General features: G+C 65.0%; 15 protein-coding genes. 12 read left to right on the forward strand and 3 right to left on the reverse strand.

The genetic code is table 11. The features are described from left to right. Positions 1-308 precede the first annotated feature (308 nt). Positions 309-1,994, reverse strand: coding sequence for a ribonuclease J (locus tag AUCHE_RS04570; RefSeq protein ID WP_006502102.1), 1,686 nt, complete (start codon positions 1,992-1,994; stop codon positions 309-311). Positions 1,995-2,055: 61 nt separating this feature from the next. Here AUCHE_RS04570 and AUCHE_RS16910 point away from each other — a divergent pair, with 61 nt between their 5' ends. From AUCHE_RS16910 to AUCHE_RS04600, 6 genes are all read left to right on the forward strand, one after another. After that, the gene (locus AUCHE_RS16910; protein WP_040321441.1) at positions 2,056-2,295 is read left to right on the forward strand and encodes a hypothetical protein; all 240 of its coding nucleotides are present in this window, start codon (positions 2,056-2,058) and stop codon (positions 2,293-2,295) included. A gap of 123 nt (positions 2,296-2,418) precedes the next feature. Next, on the forward strand, positions 2,419-3,210 hold the full coding sequence (locus tag AUCHE_RS04580) for a thymidylate synthase (RefSeq protein ID WP_006502103.1): 792 nt from the start codon (positions 2,419-2,421) through the stop codon (positions 3,208-3,210). Further along, positions 3,207-3,746 carry a dihydrofolate reductase gene (locus tag AUCHE_RS04585; protein WP_006502104.1) on the forward strand — a complete coding sequence of 180 codons (540 nt, stop codon included), beginning with the start codon at positions 3,207-3,209 and terminating at the stop codon, positions 3,744-3,746. Before AUCHE_RS04580 ends, AUCHE_RS04585 begins: the two co-directional genes overlap by 4 nt. Then, positions 3,743-4,345 carry a GNAT family N-acetyltransferase gene (locus tag AUCHE_RS04590; RefSeq protein ID WP_006502105.1) on the forward strand — a complete coding sequence of 201 codons (603 nt, stop codon included), beginning with the start codon at positions 3,743-3,745 and terminating at the stop codon, positions 4,343-4,345. The genes AUCHE_RS04585 and AUCHE_RS04590 overlap by 4 nt, the downstream gene beginning before the upstream one ends. Positions 4,346-4,676: 331 nt before the next feature. After that, positions 4,677-6,953 (forward strand): carbon starvation CstA family protein, encoded by a 2,277-nt coding sequence (locus tag AUCHE_RS04595; protein WP_006502106.1) that lies wholly within the window; start codon positions 4,677-4,679, stop codon positions 6,951-6,953. A 4-nt stretch (positions 6,954-6,957) separates the two neighbouring features. Then, a complete protein-coding gene (locus AUCHE_RS04600) occupies positions 6,958-7,164 on the forward strand; it encodes a YbdD/YjiX family protein (protein ID WP_006502107.1) in 207 nt (68 codons plus the stop codon). 81 nt (positions 7,165-7,245) lie between these two features. Here AUCHE_RS04600 and dapB read toward each other — a convergent pair whose 3' ends face one another. Then, the gene (dapB, locus tag AUCHE_RS04605) at positions 7,246-7,998 is read right to left on the reverse strand and encodes a 4-hydroxy-tetrahydrodipicolinate reductase (RefSeq protein WP_006502108.1); all 753 of its coding nucleotides are present in this window, start codon (positions 7,996-7,998) and stop codon (positions 7,246-7,248) included. 149 nt (positions 7,999-8,147) lie between these two features. Between dapB and AUCHE_RS04610 the strand changes: the two genes are divergently transcribed. From AUCHE_RS04610 to AUCHE_RS04630, 5 genes are all read left to right on the forward strand, one after another. Next, positions 8,148-8,555: a hypothetical protein gene (locus AUCHE_RS04610; RefSeq protein ID WP_006502109.1), complete on the forward strand. Its 408-nt coding sequence runs from the start codon at positions 8,148-8,150 to the stop codon at positions 8,553-8,555. 109 nt (positions 8,556-8,664) lie between these two features. After that, positions 8,665-10,368: an NAD(P)-binding protein gene (locus AUCHE_RS04615; protein ID WP_006502110.1), complete on the forward strand. Its 1,704-nt coding sequence runs from the start codon at positions 8,665-8,667 to the stop codon at positions 10,366-10,368. Beyond that, positions 10,368-13,937, forward strand: a complete 3,570-nt coding sequence (nifJ, locus tag AUCHE_RS04620; RefSeq protein WP_006502111.1) for a pyruvate:ferredoxin (flavodoxin) oxidoreductase — start codon at positions 10,368-10,370, stop codon at positions 13,935-13,937. The genes AUCHE_RS04615 and nifJ overlap by 1 nt, the downstream gene beginning before the upstream one ends. Before the next feature lie 3 nt (positions 13,938-13,940). After that, complete coding sequence (locus tag AUCHE_RS04625) at positions 13,941-14,960, forward strand: dihydroorotate dehydrogenase-like protein (RefSeq protein WP_006502112.1); 1,020 nt, start codon at positions 13,941-13,943, stop codon at positions 14,958-14,960. A gap of 111 nt (positions 14,961-15,071) precedes the next feature. Next, the gene (locus AUCHE_RS04630) at positions 15,072-16,724 is read left to right on the forward strand and encodes a methyl-accepting chemotaxis protein (protein WP_006502113.1); all 1,653 of its coding nucleotides are present in this window, start codon (positions 15,072-15,074) and stop codon (positions 16,722-16,724) included. Here AUCHE_RS04630 and AUCHE_RS04635 read toward each other — a convergent pair. Then, complete coding sequence (locus AUCHE_RS04635) at positions 16,709-17,542, reverse strand: glycerophosphodiester phosphodiesterase (protein ID WP_006502114.1); 834 nt, start codon at positions 17,540-17,542, stop codon at positions 16,709-16,711. The genes AUCHE_RS04630 and AUCHE_RS04635 overlap by 16 nt on opposite strands. Before the next feature lie 154 nt (positions 17,543-17,696). Between AUCHE_RS04635 and AUCHE_RS04640 the strand changes: the two genes are divergently transcribed. After that, entirely contained in the window at positions 17,697-20,639 is a 2,943-nt protein-coding gene (locus AUCHE_RS04640) for a M4 family metallopeptidase (RefSeq protein WP_006502115.1), read from the forward strand. The last annotated feature ends 24 nt before the right edge of the window (positions 20,640-20,663 follow it).

The raw sequence follows: 20,663 nt of genomic DNA on the forward strand, positions 1-20,663 counted from the left end.
ACCGGTTCGGGGCCGACCCGAGGACTCAGGGGCGGGCCGGGAACGGTTCGGGGACGAGGCACGCTTCACCACGGTCGAAGGCTAGGTGAGAACGAGGAGATCACCGTGTCGGCGCGCCGACAAAGCTCCCCTGATCCTTCCGTCACAATCTCGACCTGCATTTTCGTCGCGACGACGACCATATAAAGAATCCACACTAAACATGGCCGATCAGATTGCTCAAAACGGGCGTGAATTCTGCGTCCCGCCCCAGGGGCGCCTGGAAATTTCCTGGATGGCCCGGGCGCCCCCGGAAGACGAATTCGGCCTCAGACCTCCACGACCACGGGGATGATCATCGGGCGCCGACGCAGTTTTCCTCCGACGAATGACCCGACGGTGCGCCGGATCAGCTGCTGCAACTGGTAGGTGTCCACGATGCCCTTCCCCATCGCGTCCTCAACGGCCTCGACGATCAGCGGGCTCACCCTTCGGAAGGTCTCTTGGTCCTCGGCCACGCCGCGCGACAGGATCTCCGGCTCGGAGGAGACCTTCCCCCTGCTGGCGTCGACAGCGACGATGACGGTGACGAATCCCTCGTCACGCAGGATCCGACGGTCCTTGAGCAGTGCTTCGTCGGTCGCTCCGACGGAGGAGCCGTCCACGTAGACATATCCGCAGTCCACTGCGCCTGCGATCCGGGCCAGGCCGTCGACCAGATCGACGACGACGCCGTTCTCGGCCAGGACGACTCGGTCACGGGGCACCCCGGTGGCGATGGCGAGTGCGCCATTGGCCACCAGATGTCGCCACTCACCGTGCACGGGCATGACATTCGTCGGGCGGACGACGTTGTAGCAGTAGAGCAGCTCCCCCGCACTGGCATGTCCGGAGACATGCACCTTGGCGTTCCCGCGGTGGACGACGGTGGCTCCGAGTCTCATCAATCCGTTGATCACCCGGTAGACGGCGTTCTCGTTCCCCGGGATCAGGGATGAAGCCAGGATGACGGTGTCTCCCTCACCGACCTCGATGGCGTGGTCCCGGTTGGCCATACGGGACAGTGCAGCCATCGGCTCGCCCTGTGACCCGGTGCAGATGAGCACCTGTTCGTCGTCGGGATAATCACGAAGTTTGCGGACGTCGACGACAGTCCGGTCCGGGACACGGAGATAGCCGAGTTCTTCGGCGATCGTCATATTGCGCACCATCGATCGGCCGACGAAAGCTACTTTGCGGCCGAATTCTTCTGCAGCGTCGAGTACTTGTTGGACGCGATGGACGTGAGACGCGAACGAGGCGACGATGATCCGCCGGTCCGCTTTCTCGAAAACGGTTTCCAATGCCGGGTAGATGTCCTTCTCCGGCATGGTGAAGCCGGGGACTTCAGCATTGGTGGAGTCGGTGAGGAAGAGGTCGACACCCTCCTCCCCCAGCCTCGCGAAGCCCCGCAGATCCGTGATCCGTTTGTCGAGGGGGAGCTGGTCCATCTTGAAGTCACCGGTGTGCAGGATGAGCCCGGCCTCGGTACGGATGGCCACGGCCAATGCGTCGGGGATCGAGTGGTTCACTGCGAGGAACTCGAGGTCGAATCCGCCGACCGTGGCCCGTTCCCCCTCGACCACCTTGCGCAGCACCGGCTTGATCCGATGCTCCCGCAGCTTGGCCTCCACGAGCGCGAGAGTCAGATTGGACCCCAGGAGTGGAATGTCCTTGCGGAGCCGCAGCAGATAGGGCACGGCTCCGATGTGGTCTTCGTGCCCGTGGGTGAGGACGACAGCCTCGATGTCCCCGACCCGGTCTTCGATATATCCGAAGTCAGGCAGGATCAGGTCGACCCCTGGCTGATGGTCATCGGGGAAAAGCACCCCGCAGTCGACGACCAGAAGCTTGGAATCGTGCTCCAGAACCGTCATATTGCGGCCGACCTCGCCCAGCCCTCCAAGGGCGACGATGCGGACGCCCGACGGGGCGAGAGGTTCAGGTGCGGTCAGTTCGGGATGGGGGTGGCTCACGTGGTTCGGGCTCCTGAGGACGCGGTGGAGGAACAGGACATTCCCTTTCACGGTATCGCCGATGAGCGCCTCAGGTCGCTGTCGCCCAGGGATCGACCTGGATGAACTTCCAGGGATCCTCACCGGGCAACCGGTTCACGGAAGCCGTCCGACGGGGTCGGCCACCGCCGCAGGATGCCGGGCAGATGTCGCTGTCGTGGACAAGAACCTGATGTGGACGGCAGCCGTGACGCCACCCGCTCGGGGGTCCGGATGGCGCCACGACCACCTGATCCATCCTGAGCCGACGACGACCCGATGAGGGATCAACGCCACGCCGCTGTGATACGCATCACGGTAGAAGCTCTCTCTTCCGAAGAGGGGCCGACGACCTCGTCCCACAAGGAAGGGCGTCTCCCGGATCGAGGCCCTAGGCTTCTTCCCTGTGCAGCCTTACCACGATCTTCTCCGCCGTATCCTCCACGACGGGGTGCCCCGCGACGACCGCACCGGCACCGGGACCCTCGGTGTCTTCGGCCACCAGATGCGTTTCGACCTGTCCGCGGGCTTCCCTGCCCTGACCACCAAGAAACTGCATCTGCGTTCGATCGTGGGAGAGCTCATCTGGTTCCTGCGCGGTGACACCAACGTGCGGTGGCTCCACGAACAGGGCATCTCCATCTGGGACGAGTGGGCGGATGCCGACGGAGAACTCGGGCCGGTGTACGGACATCAATGGCGCTCCTGGCCGACGCCGGACGGTGGGGCCGTCGATCAGATCGCCAAAGTGGTCTCCGACATCCGATCCGACCCGTACAGCCGACGGCACATCGTGTCGGCCTGGAATGTCGCCGATGTCGACTCGATGGCCCTGCCGCCCTGCCATGCCCTTTTCCAGTTCCACGTCGCCCAGGGCCGTCTGTCCTGTCAGCTGTACCAGCGCAGCGCGGACGTCTTCCTCGGAGTGCCCTTCAATATCGCCTCCTATGCTTTGCTGACCCATATGGTCGCCCAGGCCACAGATCTGGAGGTCGGTGAATTCATCCACACTCTGGGCGATGCCCACCTCTACCTGAATCATCTGGACCAGGCCCGGACCCAGCTCGAGCGCGAGCCCCGACCATTGCCGACCCTGGAGATGACCCCGCGGGAGCGCCTGGAGGACCATCTGATCGACGACATCCGTCTGGTCGGCTACGACCCGCACCCGACGATCAAGGCCCCGATCGCGGTATGACCGTCGCCGACTCCCCCATGGACATGACCCCTCACCCGCCAGGAAGCGAGGAGATCGTGTTGGTCGCGATGGTCTCCGCAAACCGGGTGATCGGCGACGGACATGACCAGCCCTGGCATCTCCGAGAGGACCAACAGCGTTTTCGTCGGATGACGATGGGGCACCCACTGCTCATGGGTCGACGCACCTGGGAGGCGATCGGTCGCCCGCTGCCCGGCCGCCCTGCCGTGGTCCTGACCAGGGACACCGGGTGGTCGGCCGAAGGCGTCACCGTCGCGCACGACCCCGTGGCCGGGTTGAACGCCGCGCGCGCTCTTCCCGGAGCCGATCGCATCATGGTGATCGGAGGCGGTCAGGTCTACGAGGCCCTGCTCCCTTTCGCGACCCACGCCGAGATCACCGAGGTCGACGCGGAGTCGCCCGGTGAGACCCTCTTCCCGGAGCTCACCGGGCCGGATTGGGTGGAGACCGGTCGCGACGACCGTTTCGCCTTCGCCTTCGTCACTTACCAGCACACAGCGAGGACCCGTCGATGACTGTCCCCCTTCCCTTTCCTCGACCTCGCGACGAAGTCCAGCAGGCTGGGCCCGGTTTTTCCCGTTCAGGGGTCCGACAGGCCCGACCGGACGATGCGGAGGCAGTCGGTGCAGTTCAGGCAGCTCTGTGGGTGAAGTCCTTCGCCGATGACCTTCCTGCCGAGGCCCTCGCGATGTGCACCCCTGCGGCTTTCACCGCGTCCTGGCGGTCGTCGCTGGTCGATCCACCCTCGGACGGGCACCGCCTCCTGGTCGCTACCGAGGGCGAGGGGATCGTCGGGCTGGCAGCCTTCGTTCCCGGTGACGAACCGGACCTGGACGGGGCGGAGCTCCTCCTCCTGGGGGTGGCTGAGGACCGTCGGCGCCGCGGGCATGCCAGTCGGCTGTTGTCCGCCGTGGCGGAGGCGGTCGAGCAGGGCGGGGACGAGCTGCTCGTCGCTTGGATCGTGGCCGGCCACGAGGAGCTGCGTGCTCATCTCCAGGGCGCAGGGTTCATCGCCGACGGTGCCTATCGGGAGCGGGTGGTCGGACCGGGCGCGCGGACCGTGACGGAGGTTCGGCTGGTGGTTTCCTTGCGGGAAGCTCGGGCCGCACTCTGACTTTCTCGATGGACCCTCGCCTGGTCCCGGGTGGAGAATCCCGACGTGTTTCGTGCTGTGTCCCCCGCCGGATCGGCTTATATCACTACCGTTCTTCTCAATGAAGAGAATCACCATTGAAAGATTTCCGATGCGGTGACACCCGAGCTCATTTATGGACAGGCCAGAATCGTTGACTCCGAGTCGAATACACTCCCGTAACTACTCAGGGGAGAACATTCGCGCAGGTCACCGCCGCCTAACGGTCGACGATTCTTTGCGCGAGGCGCTTCCCGGGGCTGACACCCATGGGTAACTTGCCCGTGTTCTAGCACCCATCGAGGAGCCGACAATGAGCGTCGACACCGTGACGGAGGCCAAGGTCCGGAACGACCCTGCGCTACCTCCGATCGCCGTGAACGAGCCTCCGCACATGACGCGGAAGACCCGGATCTATCTGGCCATCTGTGCCGTCCTGGCCGGAATCGGATGGATCATGCTCGCACTCGTCCGCGGAGAGGAGGTCAACGCCCGATGGTTCGTCTTCGCTGCTGTCGGAAGCTATCTGATAGCGCTGCAGTTCTACGCCCGTTACATCGAACGCAAGATCCTCCAGCCTGACGACGCCCGTGCCACCCCCGCCGAGAAATTCGACAACGGCAAAGACTTCATGCCGACCGACCGGCGTGTCCTCTTCGGCCATCACTTCGCGGCCATCGCCGGAGCGGGACCACTCGTCGGTCCCATCCTCGCCTCCCAGATGGGATACCTTCCGGGAACGCTGTGGATCGTCCTCGGTGTCGTCCTCGCCGGCGGCGTCCAGGACTACATGGTGTTGCACTTCTCGATGCGACGTAACGGCCGTTCCCTGGGACAGATGGCCCGGGAGGAACTCGGCCCCATAGGCGGTTGGGCCGCCATCATCGGCGTGCTGACCATCATGATCATGATCATCGCCGTCCTCGGCGTCGTCATGATCGGGGCCCTGGCCGAATCCGCGTGGGCTCTCTTCTCCATCGCCTGCACCATCCCGATCGCCCTCTTCATGGGGGTCTACCTGCGTTATCTGCGCCCAGGTGCGGTGAACGAGATCTCCCTCATCGGTGTCATCCTGCTGGTCGTCTCCATCGTCGCCGGTAAATACGTGGCCGACTCCTCCATCGCCCACTACTTCATCCTCGACAAGCCGACCCTGGCCGTCATCATCGCCCTCTACGGATTCGCGGCTTCGGTTCTCCCGGTCTGGCTGCTGCTGGCACCCCGCGACTACCTGTCGACCTTCATGAAAGTCGGCACGATCGTCCTGCTTGCCGTCGGAATCGTCGTCGTCGGGCCCACCATCCAGATGCCGGCGGTCACCACATTCGCCGAGACCGGAACCGGACCGGCCTTCGCCGGCGGGCTCTTCCCCTTCCTGTTCATCACCATCGCCTGCGGCGCCATCTCCGGTTTCCATGCCCTGATCAGCTCCGGTACCACACCGAAACTGATCGAGAAGGAAAAACAGGCCCGGATCATCGGCTACGGCGGCATGCTGACCGAGAGCTTCGTGGCGATCATGGCGTTGGTCGCAGCCTGCACCCTCGATCAGCATCTGTACTTCGCGATGAATGCTCCCGGCGGACTGACCGGAGCCCCGGACCCGACGAAGGCAGCGGCCTACACCAACGGTCTGGGTCTGGTCGGCCCCGGCGGTGCTCCGCTGAGTGCGGTGGACGCCTCGATGTACGCCGAAGCCGCCAAACAGGTCGGAGAGAGCACCATCATCTCCCGGACCGGTGGAGCGCCCACCCTCGCGATGGGCATGGCCGACGTCATGCATCAGACGCCACTGCTCAACCTGCTGGGCAACAAGGCCTTCTGGTACCACTTCGCCGTGATGTTCGAGGCTCTGTTCATCCTCACCACCATCGATGCCGGCACCAGGGTCGCCAGGTTCATGTTCTCCGACACGATCGCCCACATCCCCGGCATGAAACGTTTCGCCGACCCCTCCTGGCGGGTAGGCGCCTGGGTCTGCTCGGCCATCGTGGTCCTCGGATGGGGCGGCATCCTCTACATGGGGGTGACCGACCCACTGGGCGGTATCAACACGCTGTTCCCGCTGTTCGGCATCAGCAACCAGCTACTGGCCTGCATCGCACTGTGCGTCGTCTTCGCCATCGTCTGCAAGAAGGGGCTGTTCAAGTACGCCTGGATCCCTGGCCTGCCGCTGTTCGGCCTGCTGGCCGTCACCCAGACGGCGTCCTTCCAGAAGATCTTCTCCTCCGACGTGAAACTCGGTTACAACGCCGTGCGACAGGCAGCGATCAAGGCCAAGGAATCCGGGGCTCAGAGTTTCCAGACCGCCAAGACACCCGAGCAGATCGACCAGGTGATCTTCAACTCCGGCATCCAGCTGGGGCTGTCGATCGTCTACGCACTGCTCGTCCTCATCGTCTTCGCCACCACCATGTGGGTCGTCTGGAAGGCCGTCCGCGCAGGAGGGATGCCTACCAGCGAGGAAGAGGCCACCCCCAGCAAGATCTTCGCCCCGGCCTCCTTCATTCCCACCCCGTTGGAAAAAGAGGTCCTGGCCGAGTGGAAAGCGGCAGGACTCGACCCCACACCCACCCGCGGTCATCATTGACGTCATGAGCAGTGACGCCATCGCCCGTCTCCGACGTGCCACCGGAGCTTTTCGCTGGTGGTGCAACGGAGTGACCGGAGCTGACGCCTACGATCGCTATGTCGATCATCTGCGACGTCACCACCCTGACGCGCAGATCCCGACCAAGCGGCAGTTCTGGCGGGACAAGTACGACGAGATGGAACGCAATCCGAAGACCCGGTGTTGCTGAGCGCCGAGGATGCGGACCATGGTTGAGGGCCCCGGCACGGATGTGCCGGGGCCCTCAACCATGGATGTCACCGCTGCGACATCAGTTCAGTCCGAGATAGTGCTCCAACCCGACCGTCAGACCCGGGTGCGAACGGACCCCCCGCACTCCTTCCAGCACACCGGGCATGAAACTGACCCGGTCGAAGCTGTCATGACGGATGGTCAGCCCTTCCCCCTCCGCGCCGAAGAGGACCTCCTGGTGTGCGATGTACCCGCGCAGCCGCACGCCGTGGACGTGCACGCCGTCGATCTGAGCGCCGCGGGCACCGTCCGGGTCCTGGACTGTCGCATCCGGTACCGGGCCCAGCCCGGCTTCCTGACGTGCCTGCGCCACGAGCTCGGCAGTCCGGGCCGCCGTTCCCGACGGCGCATCCACCTTGTTCGGGTGATGCAGCTCGACGATCTCCACGGATTCGTAGAAACGCGCCGCAGTCCTGGCGAAGGACATCATGAGGATCGCACCGATCGCGAAGTTCGGAGCGATGAGGACACCGGTTCCCTCCGGCGCGTCGGAGAGCTGATCACGCAACGCCGCGAGACGCTGCTCGTCCCAACCTGTCGTCCCGACCACCACATGGACTCCCCGTTCCAGACAGTGAGCCACATTTCCCGGGGCCGAATCAGGGACACTGAACTCGACGACGACCTCGGCTCCCGCCAGATCACCGAGTTGGTCCCCGACGTCGAACCGACCGACGAGTTCCATGTCAGCAGCCTCCTCGACCGCCCGACACACGGTTGATCCCATACGACCTGAAGCGCCGATGACGGCGACTTTGATGCTTTCACTCACCCGTCCACAGTAGATGCCGGTACCCGTGGACCGAGCCGACCAGCCGCGGTTTGACGTAGATTCGGGCACCGCGAACAAAAAGGAACGAAGCAGATCTCCCAAGCGTTCCCCTACCGACCCTGTCCTCCAATCACGATCGGAGACCCCACATGCCGAACCGGCACGATCCTCCTCCCGACCTCGCCGAACTCGACGATCCAGACCTGAGACGTTTCGCCGAGGAACTCGGCCGGCTCTGGCCTACCGTGGAACCCCTCGTCACTCCCATGGACGAGGCCAGCCACGACGACTTGTACGCCTTCATGGTGAAGGCCTCGAAGAACGGGCGCATCAGCGCCGAGACAGTCTGCTCCGCCGCGCAGGTCCACGGCGACCTCGGCGCATTACGTGCCGGATGGACTCATTTCACCCCGGGCCAGAAGGCCGTCCTGAATGCGGCTACCGCCTTCGTGCTGGAGAAGAGCGGAGCGACCGCGGGCGCCCCAGCCTGCCCTGCAGGGTCTCCCACCGACCGAGTGCTCTCGGCGGCAGTGCGTACCTTGCTGAACCGCAACTGATCTCGGGCCTGGGGGCGGCAGGAGTCACCAGGCGGAAGGTCCCTCCTCCGGGTTACCCCAGAGGGCTAGGATCCCCCTGACTGTCGTCGACCCACAACGAGGTGTGTCAATGCCCCCGCTACGCCGTGACATCACCCAGCTTCCCGACCTCCGCCAGGCCTCGGGACGAGTTGCACCGGTGCGCTCCCGCATGCCGGTGTACGTCGACCTTCTTCCACCATGCAACAACGCCTGCCCAGCCGGAGAGAACATCCAGGAATGGCTCCGGCTGCTCAAGGAAGACGAGCCCCGAGCGGCATGGGAGATGCTCACCCGGGACAACCCGTTCCCGGCCATCCACGGTCGCGTCTGCTATCACCCATGTGAAAGCAACTGCAATCGCACAGAACTGGACAGCCCCATCTCCATCCACGGAGTGGAGCGCTACCTCGGCGACCTCGCCCTGGAAAGCGGTTGGCTCTTCCCCGACCCCCCTCCCCCCTCAGGGAGACGAGTCCTCGTCGTCGGAGCCGGACCATCCGGACTCTCCGCCGCCTACCACCTGGCCCGACGCGGACATGAGGTCGAAATCCACGACAGCTCAACGCAACCCGGCGGCATGATGCGTTATGGCATCCCGGAGTACCGCCTCCCCCGGGCCATCCTCGACGCCGAAATCGCTCGCCTGACCGCCATGGGCGTGCGCATCGTCACCGACCACCCCGTAAAAGACCTTCTCGCCGAACAACGCGAAGGTGGCTTCGACGCCGTCTTCGTCGCCATCGGAGCGCACCTGTCCAAACGGGTCGACCTCCCGGCCCGTGACGCCGAGAAAGTCGTCGACGCCGTCAGTTTCCTACGTACCGTGGCCAGCGGAGAACGCCCCATCATGGGACGACGCGTCGCGGTATACGGCGGCGGGAACACCGCCATGGACGCCGCCCGGGTCGCCCGACGGCTCGGCGCCGAAGAGACGATGATCGTCTACCGACGCACCAAGGACCAGATGCCCGCCCACGCAGAAGAGGCCACAGAGGCCGAGCGTGAAGGCGTACGGATGAACTGGCTACGCACCATCACCGAGGTCGACGACGACCTGACCGTCGAGATCATGGAACTCGACGAGAACGGACGCGCCCGAGGCACCGGGCGGTACGAGAAACTCGCCGCCGACACCGTCATCCTGGCCCTAGGGCAGGAAGCCGACAGCGGATTCCTCCAATCCATCCCAGGAATGCGCTTCGACGGCGACATCGTCCAGGTCGACCCGGACACCCTGATGACAGATGTCCCTGGGATCTTCGCCGGCGGCGACGCCGTCCCCTCCGAACGCACCGTCACCATCGGAGTCGGACACGGCAAACGCGCCGCCCGCACCATCGACGCCTGGTTGAACTCCCAACCCGATCAACGCCCCGACAAACATCCCGTCGTCCACCTCGACGACCTGCATCTCTGGTACTTCGGCGACTTCACCCGCCGCTCCCAACCCGAACTCGACCCCGACGCCCGGGTCTCCGCCTTCGAAGAAGTCGTCGGCGGACTGGACCCCGACCAGGCCGTCTTCGAAGCACAACGATGTCTGTCCTGCGGGAACTGCATCGAATGCGACGGCTGCCTCGGATCGTGCCCGGAGAAGGCCGTGATCAAACTCGGCAAAGGACACCGGTACCGCTACGACTACAACAGGTGCACCGGCTGCGGCACCTGCTACGAACAATGCCCGGTCCACGCCATCGAGATGGTTCCCGAAGGGCGCCCCGACCGGCCGCTGACCGGCCCCGGCCAAGGGCCGACCAGCGCTGACGACGTGCGACAGGGAGGTCTGCTCTGATGACGACCGCGATCATCGACGGCAACGAAGCCGCCGCGTCGGTGGCCTACCGGCTCAACGAACTGTGCTCGATCTACCCGATCACCCCCAGCTCCACGATGGCCGAACTCGCCGACGAATGGTCCGCGCACGGCCGGACCAACATCTGGGGAACCGTCCCCACCGTCGTGGAGATGCAATCCGAAGGCGGCGCAGCCGGCGCCACCCACGGGGCGCTCCAGGCCGGGGCCCTGTCGACGACCTTCACCGCCAGCCAGGGTCTGCTCCTGATGATCCCCAACATGTACAAAATCGCCGGGGAGCTGACCAGCGCCGTCATCCATGTCGCCGCACGCTCCCTGGCCACCCAGGGACTGTCCATCTTCGGCGACCATCAAGACGTCATGGCCGTACGGCAGACCGGATGGGCCCTCCTGGCTAGCGCATCAGTCCAAGAAGCCCACGACATGGCCCTGGTGGCTCAACTGGCCACACTGCGCTCCCGGATACCGTTCATCCACTTCTTCGACGGCTTCCGCACCAGCCACGAGCTCAACACCCTGGACATGCTCTCCGACGACGACCTGCGCGCGCTGGTCCCGGTCGAACTCGTGCGAGCGCACCGGGAGCGGGCGCTCTCCCCGGAGCATCCTTTCATCCGGGGCACGGCGCAGAATCCGGACACCTACTTCCAGTCCCGCGAGACCGCCAACAGCTTCTACCAGGTGACGCCGGCGATCACCCAGGGCGCGATGGACGAGCTGGCCGAACGGACCGGCCGCCGGTATCACCTGGTCGAGTACTTCGGCGCACCCGACGCCGAACACGCCGTGGTGGTCATGGGATCAGGCGCGGAAACGGTCATCGAGACCGTCGAGCAGCTGGCCGCAGCCGGGCAGCGGGTCGGTGTGCTGCAGATACGTCTGTACCGGCCCTTCCCCACCGAGGAACTCGTGGCGGCTCTGCCGGAGACTGTCCGCCGGATCGCTGTGCTGGATCGCACCAAGGAACCCGGATCCATCGGCGAGCCGCTCTTCCTCGACGTGGTGGCCGCATTCGGCGAGGCCGTCTCCCGGGGGCGGCGGGCGGTGATGCCCTTGGTGACCGGGGGAAGATATGGGCTGTCCAGTAAGGAGTTCACTCCGGCCATGGTGCAGGCCGTGTACGCCGAGCTGGCGTCCGACGAACCTCGGCCCAGGTTCACCGTCGGGATCACCGACGATGTCACCCGCCTCTCCTTGGACGTCGGCCCGGAGCCGGACATCATGCCGGCGGGCACCGTGGGCGCAGTCTTCTACGGGCTGGGCAGCGACGGTACCGTCGGGGCGAACAAGAACACCATCAAGATCCTGGGTTCGCAGGAGAACACCTTCGCCCAGGGTTATTTCGTCTACGACTCCAAGAAGTCCGGTTCACGGACGGTCTCCCATCTACGTTTCGGTCCGAAGCCGATCCGTGCGCCCTACCTGGTGCGTCAGGCCGGTTTCATCGGATGCCACCACATGTCGATCGCCGAACGGGTCGACATCCTGGAGTTCGCCCAGCCCGGTGGAACCGTGCTGTTGAATGCCCCCTATCCCCCCGAGGAGGTCTGGGCTCAGCTCCCCCGACCTCTTCAGGAGGGCATCTTGGAGAAGGATCTGCGGCTGTACTGCATCGATGCCACCGAGGTGGCCCGTGAGGCCGGGTTGCCCGGACGGACCAATACGGTCCTGCAGACCTGTTTCTTCGCCATCTCCGGGGTGTTGCCGCCCGAGGACGCCGTCGTCAAGGTCAAGGAGTCGATCCGTAAGACCTACGGACGTCGGGGTGCAGAGGTCGTGGCCCGCAACGAGGCCGCCGTCGACGCTGCCGTGACCGCTTTGCACCGCGTCGAGGTGCCCGGCCAGGTCGTCGGTGGGAAGGAACTCATCGCGCCGGTCCCGGACGATGCGCCGGGCTTCGTTCGGGAGGTCACCGCGAAGATGCTGATCGGCCGGGGCGACGAGCTCCCGGTGAGTGCGCTGCCCGTGGACGGAACCTATCCGAGCGGTACCACGGCATATGAGAAACGGAATATCTCCGAGACGGTCGCGGTGTGGAGCGAAGAGGACTGCATCCAGTGCGGGAACTGTTCGCTGGTGTGTCCTCACGCGGTATTGCGTGCCAAGCGTTTCCGCACCACCCATCTGGAGGGCGCCCCCGAGTCCTTCGTCTCGGCGCCCCTGAACGCTGCGGGTATCCCCGGTGAGCGGTACACCCTTCAGGTGTACGCCGAGGACTGCACCGGGTGCGGGCTGTGCGTGGAGGCCTGCCCGGTCATACCGGTCGACCGTCCGGGCCGACGGGCGATCAATGTCGAGCCGGTACGGGACAGGACCCCGGCCAAAGCGAATGTGGCTTTCTTCGAGTCGATCCCGGTCAATACCCGCAGCAAGGTCGACTTCGGCACCGTGCGGGGTATCCAGTATCTCGAACCCTTGTTCGAGTTCTCCGGTGCCTGCAGCGGGTGCGGTGAGACCCCGTATGTGAAGCTGCTCACCCAGCTCTTCGGCGACCGCGCGATGGTCGCCAATGCCACCGGTTGTTCGTCCATCTACGGCGGGAATCTGCCGACCACCCCGTGGACGAAGAACGCCGAGGGTCGTGGGCCGGCTTGGAGCAACAGTCTTTTCGAGGACAACGCCGAGTTCGGGATGGGGATGCGGCTGGCCGCTGATCTACAGGCCGGTCTGGCTCGGCAGCGTCTGTCCGCCCTGCGTGAGGAGATCGGTGTCGATCTGGTCGATGCGATCCTGGATGCGCCGCAGGCTCGGGAGAACGAGATCCACGCCCAGCAGGCACGGGTCGCCGAGCTGCGCCACCGCCTGTCCGACCTCGACGGGATCGCGGTCAAGGATCTGATCTCCGTGGTCGACCATCTGGTGCGTAGGTCGGTGTGGATCGTCGGCGGTGACGGGTGGGCCTATGACATCGGTTCCGGTGGGCTCGACCATGTCCTGGCCTCGGGTCGCAATGTCAACGTTCTGGTCATGGACACCGAGGTCTACTCGAACACCGGTGGACAGAGCAGTAAGTCGACTCCGCTGGGTGCGGTGGCCAAGTTCGCCGCGGCAGGTAAGACCACGGCGAAGAAGGATCTCGCACTGCAGGCGACCGCTTATGGGCATGTCTATGTCGCTCGGGTCGCGATGGGCGCGGATCCGCAGCAGACCCTCAAGGCCTTCCGCGAGGCGGAGGCTTACGACGGTCCGAGCCTGATCATCGCGTACAGCCACTGCATCGCCCACGGCATCGACATGCGCAAGGGTCTGGAGCAGCAGTACAAGGCGGTGAGCTCGGGGCATTGGCCGTTGATGAGGTACAACCCGATCCTGCGCATGGAAGGACGTAATCCTTTCCTGCTGGACAGTCCCCGCCCGCGGATCACCTTGCGTGACTACCACCGTGACGAGTTGCGCTTCCGGATGTTGGCCGGCGCGGACCCCGCCGAGGCCGACCGGTTGTTGGAGCTGGGGCAGTCCCAGGTGGCTCGTCGCTGGGACGAATACGAGAAGATGGCGACCCGCGAGGCCGAGGCCTTCGCAGCGGATGCGCGGAAGGAGAGCTGAGCGATGGCCGATCTGTCGACTCGCTATCTGGGTCTTGAGCTACGTAATCCGGTGGTCGCATCGGCCGGACCGCTCAGCCAGAATGCCGAGGGGGTGCGCAGACTCGCCGGGGGCGGAGTCGGCGCCGTGGTGCTCTTCTCGCTCTTCGAGGAACAGCTGCGGCACGAAGCGGCCCGGGACATCGTCCTGGAGGAGCTCCACGAGGAGTCCTTCGCCGAGTCCCTGTCCTATTTTCCGACCGTGCCCAGTAACGATTCCGGCCTGTCGACCCGTTATCTTCACCTGTTGGAGGAGTCTGCCGCTGCGGTCGACATCCCGGTGATCGCGTCTCTCAACGGGTCGACCATCGGCAGCTGGGCCGAGTTCGCCCGGCAGATGCAGGATGCAGGGGCGGCTGCCATCGAGCTGAACGTCTACCTGGTACCCGGCGACCTCGGTGCGGACGGTCGGGTCGTCGAAGAACGGCATGTGGAGATCCTGGAGCGGGTCAAAGCAGCGGTATCGATACCGGTCGCGATGAAACTCTCGCCGTATTTCTCGTCCTTCGGTTCCTTGGCCCTGCGTCTGGACCAGGCCGGAGCGGATGGATTGGTGCTGTTCAACCGGTGGATCCAACCGGAGATCGACATCGAGTCGGTGTCGGTGGAGTCCGGCTTGGTGCTCTCGTCCCGTTCGGAGGCTCGGCTGCCGCAGACCTGGATCGCGACCCTGTTCGGTCGGGTGGAGGCTTCGCTCGCCGGGACGACAGGTGTGGAGAGCGCCGATGACGTCGTCCGATATCTCCTGGCCGGGGCTGACGTGGTGATGTCGACCTCGGCACTGGTCCGCGAGGGCGAGTTCTATGCGGGCGAGTTGGTGGACGGGTTGAACGCCTGGCTGGACCGTAAGGGATTCACCGGAGTCGACGCGGCGCGGGGCCTGTTGGCAGTTCCCACCGACGTCGATGCAAGCGGTTACGGCAGGGCCGGTTATGTCTCCGCCTTGGAGAAGGCCAAACGGACCTACGGTCGGGTGGACGCCTGATCAGAGGTCTCCTGCGAGCCGACCGGTGAACAACTGGCCTCCGGTCTGACTCAACCTGTGGGCTGACGCGCCGACAAGAACGAGAATCCATCCGCTAGGAGGAGACTCTTCATGCGACAGTCCACCTTGATCCGCGTCTCCGCAGTGACCGCCTCGTTGCTGACAGTGATCACCTCAGGCGCCGTGCTGGTCTCCTTCCGCACGGGTGCGAACGCCGACGCCGCCTTGGAGCGTCAGACGGTGTCTTTGGCCGCTGCCCGGGCAGTAGCCGATTCCTCGGCCTTGTTGACGAACAGCATCCGGGCTTTCACGGCGACCGGTGAGACCACCTGGAGCGACCGTTATTGGTCCGAGATCGAGGTCACCAAATCGCAGGCGAAGGCCTTGCAGACCTTGAAGGATCAAGGCACTCCTGCGGAGGAGCTGGCCCTGGTCGACCAGGCGAGTGCCAATTCGGCCAATCTGGTGAAGTTGGAGACCCGCGCCATGAGGTTGGTGTACGAAGCGCAAGGTGCGCCGACCTCGCAGATGCCGTCGGCGGTGGCCGGCTGGTCGGTTTCCCCAGAGGACCAGGCCTTGCCCGCTGCGCAGAAGCGCGCGTTGGCGGTGTCCCTGGTCCACGGCAAGGAGTACACCGACGAGGTGGCGAAGATCATGGCGCCGATCACCGACTTCAACCGGAAGCTCTCGACCCGGTTGCAGAATGATGTCGAGGTCGGTCGGGATGCCCGGGACAAGGCGCAGTACGCTCTGGCGGCCTGCGCCTTCCTGTCCGCGGTGGCCCTGGCCGGGGTCCTCCTGCTGGTGAGCCGCCAGATCGGTACCGTGATCAGCCGGTTCACCCGGGAACTGCGGGTGAACGACCCGAAGGATTTGACCTTCCGTCTGGCACCATCCGGGGTGACCGAGCTGCACGAGCTGGCGAAGGCTTTCAACGATCGAACCGAGCAGGTGGCGGGAATGGTCCGGCAGATCGGGGAGGATGCCGACGGGTTGACTCGTTCCTCGGCGGAATTGACTTCCACGGCGCAACATCTGGGGCAGGTCGCGGAGGAGACCTCGTCGCATTCCAGTAGCGCGGCGGAACGTGCCGAGGTGGTCAGCGGACATGTGAGCACGGTGGCAGCGGGGACCGAGGAGATGCATGCCTCGATCGAGGAGATCGCGGAGGCGGCTGGCCGGGCCGCCCAGGTGGCTGAGGAAGCGGCCCGGGAAGCTGCTGGCACGGCGTCCATCGTCGACAAACTCAGCGCGTCCGGGGTGCTGATCGGTGAGGTGATGAAATCGATCACCAGCATCGCCGAGCAGACCAATCTGCTCGCGCTGAACGCGACCATCGAAGCGGCCCGGGCCGGAGAAGCCGGTAAAGGGTTCGCGGTGGTCGCCAACGAGGTCAAGGATCTGGCTCGGCAGAGCGCAGAGGCCACGGAGGACATCTCGGCCAAAGTGCTGGGGATCCAGGAGGATGCCGCTGCCACGACGGCTGCTCTGCAGCGGATCACGGAGGTCATCGGGCGCATCAACGAGACCCAGTCGACCATCGCCTCCGCGGTGGAGGAGCAGACCGCGACGACCCGTGAGATGGCGCATTCGGTGCAGGAGGCGTCGAATGGTTCCCAGCGGATCGCCGCCACGGTGGAGGAATTGGCTGATCGGTCGGGGCAGGTCGCCGCGGGTGCCGGTTCAGCTCTGGATGCGGCGGTGTCGATGTCGCAGACCGCCGCGGGCATGCAGAGCCTGGTGCGTTCCTACCGGGTGTCCTGATCCTCGCGGTCTGTGTCGCCCGATGTCCGTCCGCGGTGCTGCGGCCAGGCGCCTCGTTCCTGAAGAACCTGCGCCAGGACGTCGATCCGGTCGGTGAACAAGCCGTCGACCCCCATGTCGAACAGTTCTCGCATCTGGTCGATGTCGTCGATGGTCCACACGTGGACCTGGGCCCCGGTACGTTGCGCGGTCGCCAGGAACTGCGGGGTGAGCACGGTGACGGACCGTCCCATGATCTTGCGATGCAGGGGGATCTGGTAGGCGACGGCCGGTGAGTGGATCCAGCGGGCCAGGGGTGCGGGGGCGAAACGGAGCCAGGTGATCCCCCATCGTCCGGCGGCCGTGGCGACGCGTCCGCGGGAAAGCCGGCGGAAAGCCCACAAGCGGCTGCGGGAGAAGGAACTGACACAGACCCGGTCGTGGGCCTGGATCTCCTCGAGGAGTGCCCACAGTGCAGGTCCGGTCCCTTCGGCTTTCAGGTCGATGTTGAAGTGGGCGTCGGGAAAGGCGGTGAAGAGTTCCCGCAGCGTGGGGATGGGTTCGCTTCCGCCGATCCGGGCGCGGCGTACTTCTTCGAAGGTCATCTCGGCGACGGCGCCCGATATGTCGCTGACGCGTTCGAGCCGGTCGTCGTGCAGGGCGAGCAGGACTCCGTCCGAGGTGAGGTGGACGTCGGTCTCCAGGTATCGGTATCCCAGGTCGACAGCGGCTGCGAAGGCTTTGAGCGTGTTCTCTTTCCCCCGGGTAGGGGCATAACGGGTCCCGCCTCTGTGCGCCAGCGCGAGTGGACCGGTGGTGAGATATCCGCCACGAGTCATGGCCTGTCCTCCTGTCGGCGGGATGAGATTGCTCCTTTAATTTCACGAGCTTCTGCAGTGAAGGACGATCCAGAGGCAGACGGCGTGCCCCACAAGCAAATTAGTACGAAAAGGACATGCTCGAGGGACTCATTTCCGTTGTAAGGAGGAGCAGATGGGTCCATCGACTCGTTCTGTCGTCGTCACCGGAACTGTGGCAGCTCTCGTCCTGGCTTCGGCCGCTCCCACGTTCGCATCGCCTGTCTCGGCTGCGTCCGTGGACGAGGACACAGCGCTGACGACACAGGATCCGGGTGCCGCTGACGGGCAGGAGAAGCCAGTGCGCACCGAACGTTCGTCATCCAAGGTGTCTGCCCTGGTCACCAAGCTGTCGATACCGGTGCCGTCCGAGAACGAAGGTGAAGCCGCGAAGGCGTATCTCCGGAGGAGTTCCGCCGCTCTGGGGCTGTCCGATCCCACGGCCGAGCTGGTTCTGACCGATACCGAGAGGACGGCCACGGGATCCGTGGCCAGGTTCGCGCAGAAACACCGAGGTATCGAGATCCACGGTTCGCAGTACACGGTACGGATGCAGGGCGAAGGCGACGACCGCAAGGTCATCGGGACCAGCGGTGAGGTCTACCACGAGTTGACGGTCGACATCCGCCCGAAGGTCAATGTGGAAACAGCACGTCGGTTGGCGCTGCAGGTGATACCGACGGGTCAGCGGTCAGGCGCCACGGCTGAGGAGGCGGGGCTGGTCGTCCTCCCCTCGGGTCGGGGTGTCCTCGCCCGTCGCATTCTGGTCTCCGCGCCGCGGGGTACCGGTACGCCGACGGTCCGGGAGATCTACGTAGATGCGCATACCGGCGCCATCCGCATGAATCAGTCGGCGATCCGCCACTCCTCCTGGGGGCCGTCGGCCTCCCCCGCCGAGAGCCATCCCACTCAGCCGGGTGAACCGCCGGAGTCCTTCGGGGGTTCATCGAGTCGGGCACCGAACACATCGAGGCCTGGCACGCCGGGGACATCGTCCCCTGTCGCTCCGTCCCCGACGACTTCTGCCCCCCGGCCGACTGCGCCGAGCGGCGATGTCGTCAGGACGACGGGTAAGAACCACCGTGGGGAGTCGGTGCCGATCGTCCTCAAGGGCAGTGCGGGGAACTACCAGTTCATCGACGACTCCCGGAAAGAGTCCACCCCGCCGGGGAGCTCGGTACAGACCTATGACGCGCGGGGAATCGCCTGGCCGCTCCTGGTGCGGCATATGCCCAGCGAGGTGAAGCCCTTCCGGACTGAGACCGTGCCGGTGAGCGGGGCTGCTTCTCAGGCAGGAGCCATCGATGCGCATTGGGGCGCGGCTCAGGTGGTCGATTACTACCGCAGCAAGTTCGGTCGTAACGGCCTGGACGGGCGGGGGTCTCCGGTGATCTCCGTGGTCGGCGTTGTCGACATGAAGGGTGATCCGTACATCAATGCTTTCTGGGACGGTTCGAAGATGGTCTACGGCGGTAGCGGCGCGGATTACCGGCCGTTGTCGGCCAGCCTCGACATCGTCGGGCACGAGATGACGCACGGTGTCACGTCGCACACGGCCCGGTTCATCTATTACGGGCAACCGGGTGCTCTGGACGAGGCCTTCGCCGACTATTTCGGAAATGCCATCCAGCTCACGGTGAAGAAGATCGACACGAAGGCGCCGAACTCTGGTCTCGTAGGCGAGGATTCATGCATCACTTCGCCTCCGCACAAATGTGCTATCCGTGATCTGGACAAGCTGAGAACCACGCACGACGATTTCCTGGGGACTTCCGAGGACGAAGGCGGTGTCCATCTGAACGCCTCCATCGTCGGTGGCGCACTCTGGGAGATCCGCAAGAAGCTTCCGGCCGATGTCGCCGACTCCATCATGTACACGGCGATGACCCAGTACCTGGCGCCCTTGTCCACCTTCGTCGATGCGCGGCGAGCTGTGGTCGCAGCGGCCGAACAGGCCTCTCTACCTGCGAAGGACATGGCTGCGGTGAATGCCGCCTTCGACCGGCGCGGCATCACCGAGGGATGGGAGAAGGAACTGGGGATGGACTCCCGCCAGCTCTACCACCACTTCGCCGGTGAGTACTCGCCTCCTTCGTCCCGTGGTGATCACTGGGTCATCAGCCGGGCCGGCCGGAACGAACGCAGCGAGCTCATCATCGGCCGCGTCGACGGGCAGGCCCGCCCTGAACGGTTCTCCCCGGACGACGGTTGGGAGCACTCCGCACCGCACACCGACGGGCGCAGCGTGGCTTGGCTCTCGACTCGGACGAACGAGAAGGGCGATGCCGAACAGCGGGTTCTGCGCAAGGACATCAAGGGTGGCCCTGTGCAGGTCATGGACTCCGGGACCTCGCTCTGGTTCGAGGAACCGAGAGTCGACGGGACTCATACGGTCTGGTCTCGTTCGAATCCCGACGGCACCCGGGATCTCTATCTGAGCGCCGGACCGGGAGCCACCCCGGTCAATGTGACGCCCGGTCCCGAAGAGTCATTCGGACCTTCGATCCGAGAAGGCAAGCTGAGCTACTTCGTCCGGCGTGGTCCTGCCGAGAAGGAGACACAGAGTCTCAACGTTCGCGATATGTCGACCGGAGTCACCCGGAGCCGACCATTGGGCAAGTCCTCGTCAGGAGAACAGATCCTCGGGCTGCGGACGATCAGTACCGGTTCCACCGTGGTGTGGACCGAGCAGGTCAACAACGGGGACGGCAATGCGGCAGTCATGGTCGCCGATCCTTCGCTGAGCCGGGTGACCACAGCTATTCCGCGTGGACCGAACAGCCCGGTACTCCCGGTGATCGATGCCAGCCCGGAAGCCATCACCTATCTCCCGGGCAGTGCAGGAGCAGATCGGCCGTTGACCAATACCTACGAACCGAAGCTCCTCCAGATGACCATGCCGGTCTTCCATCCGCAACGCATCACCCCGGCCGGGCCTCCGCTGAGGGTCTCCTGCAACCGGGGCGCGCAGGGTGAGCCCAGCGCTGCAGAAGGTCGGCGGGTGCTCTGGCTGGATGCCACTCTGGGGCGGGTCAGCCTTGTCGTGCGTGATCATCCTGCAGGCGCATGTTCCCGATGATCTGAGCTGATCGGTGTTCCAGCG

Origin of the sequence: Austwickia chelonae NBRC 105200 (genome assembly GCF_000298175.1) — a bacterium.
GTDB lineage: Bacteria > Actinomycetota > Actinomycetes > Actinomycetales > Dermatophilaceae > Austwickia > Austwickia chelonae.

Bases quoted from the DNA above. Each gene is read 5' to 3' on its own strand.
- AUCHE_RS04600 (WP_006502107.1), top strand. From the start codon at position 6,958: ATGAGCAGTGACGCCATCGCCCGTCTCCGACGTGCCACCGGAGCTTTT.
- AUCHE_RS16910 (WP_040321441.1), top strand. From the start codon at position 2,056: ATGAGCGCCTCAGGTCGCTGTCGCCCAGGGATCGACCTGGATGAACTT.
- AUCHE_RS04595 (WP_006502106.1), top strand. From the start codon at position 4,677: ATGAGCGTCGACACCGTGACGGAGGCCAAGGTCCGGAACGACCCTGCG.
- AUCHE_RS04615 (WP_006502110.1), top strand. From the start codon at position 8,665: ATGCCCCCGCTACGCCGTGACATCACCCAGCTTCCCGACCTCCGCCAG.
- AUCHE_RS04625 (WP_006502112.1), top strand. From the start codon at position 13,941: ATGGCCGATCTGTCGACTCGCTATCTGGGTCTTGAGCTACGTAATCCG.
- AUCHE_RS04585 (WP_006502104.1), top strand. From the start codon at position 3,207: ATGACCGTCGCCGACTCCCCCATGGACATGACCCCTCACCCGCCAGGA.
- AUCHE_RS04630 (WP_006502113.1), top strand. From the start codon at position 15,072: ATGCGACAGTCCACCTTGATCCGCGTCTCCGCAGTGACCGCCTCGTTG.
- AUCHE_RS04635 (WP_006502114.1), bottom strand. From the start codon at position 17,542: ATGACTCGTGGCGGATATCTCACCACCGGTCCACTCGCGCTGGCGCAC.
- AUCHE_RS04610 (WP_006502109.1), top strand. From the start codon at position 8,148: ATGCCGAACCGGCACGATCCTCCTCCCGACCTCGCCGAACTCGACGAT.
- AUCHE_RS04590 (WP_006502105.1), top strand. From the start codon at position 3,743: ATGACTGTCCCCCTTCCCTTTCCTCGACCTCGCGACGAAGTCCAGCAG.
- AUCHE_RS04640 (WP_006502115.1), top strand. From the start codon at position 17,697: ATGGGTCCATCGACTCGTTCTGTCGTCGTCACCGGAACTGTGGCAGCT.
- nifJ (WP_006502111.1), top strand. From the start codon at position 10,368: ATGACGACCGCGATCATCGACGGCAACGAAGCCGCCGCGTCGGTGGCC.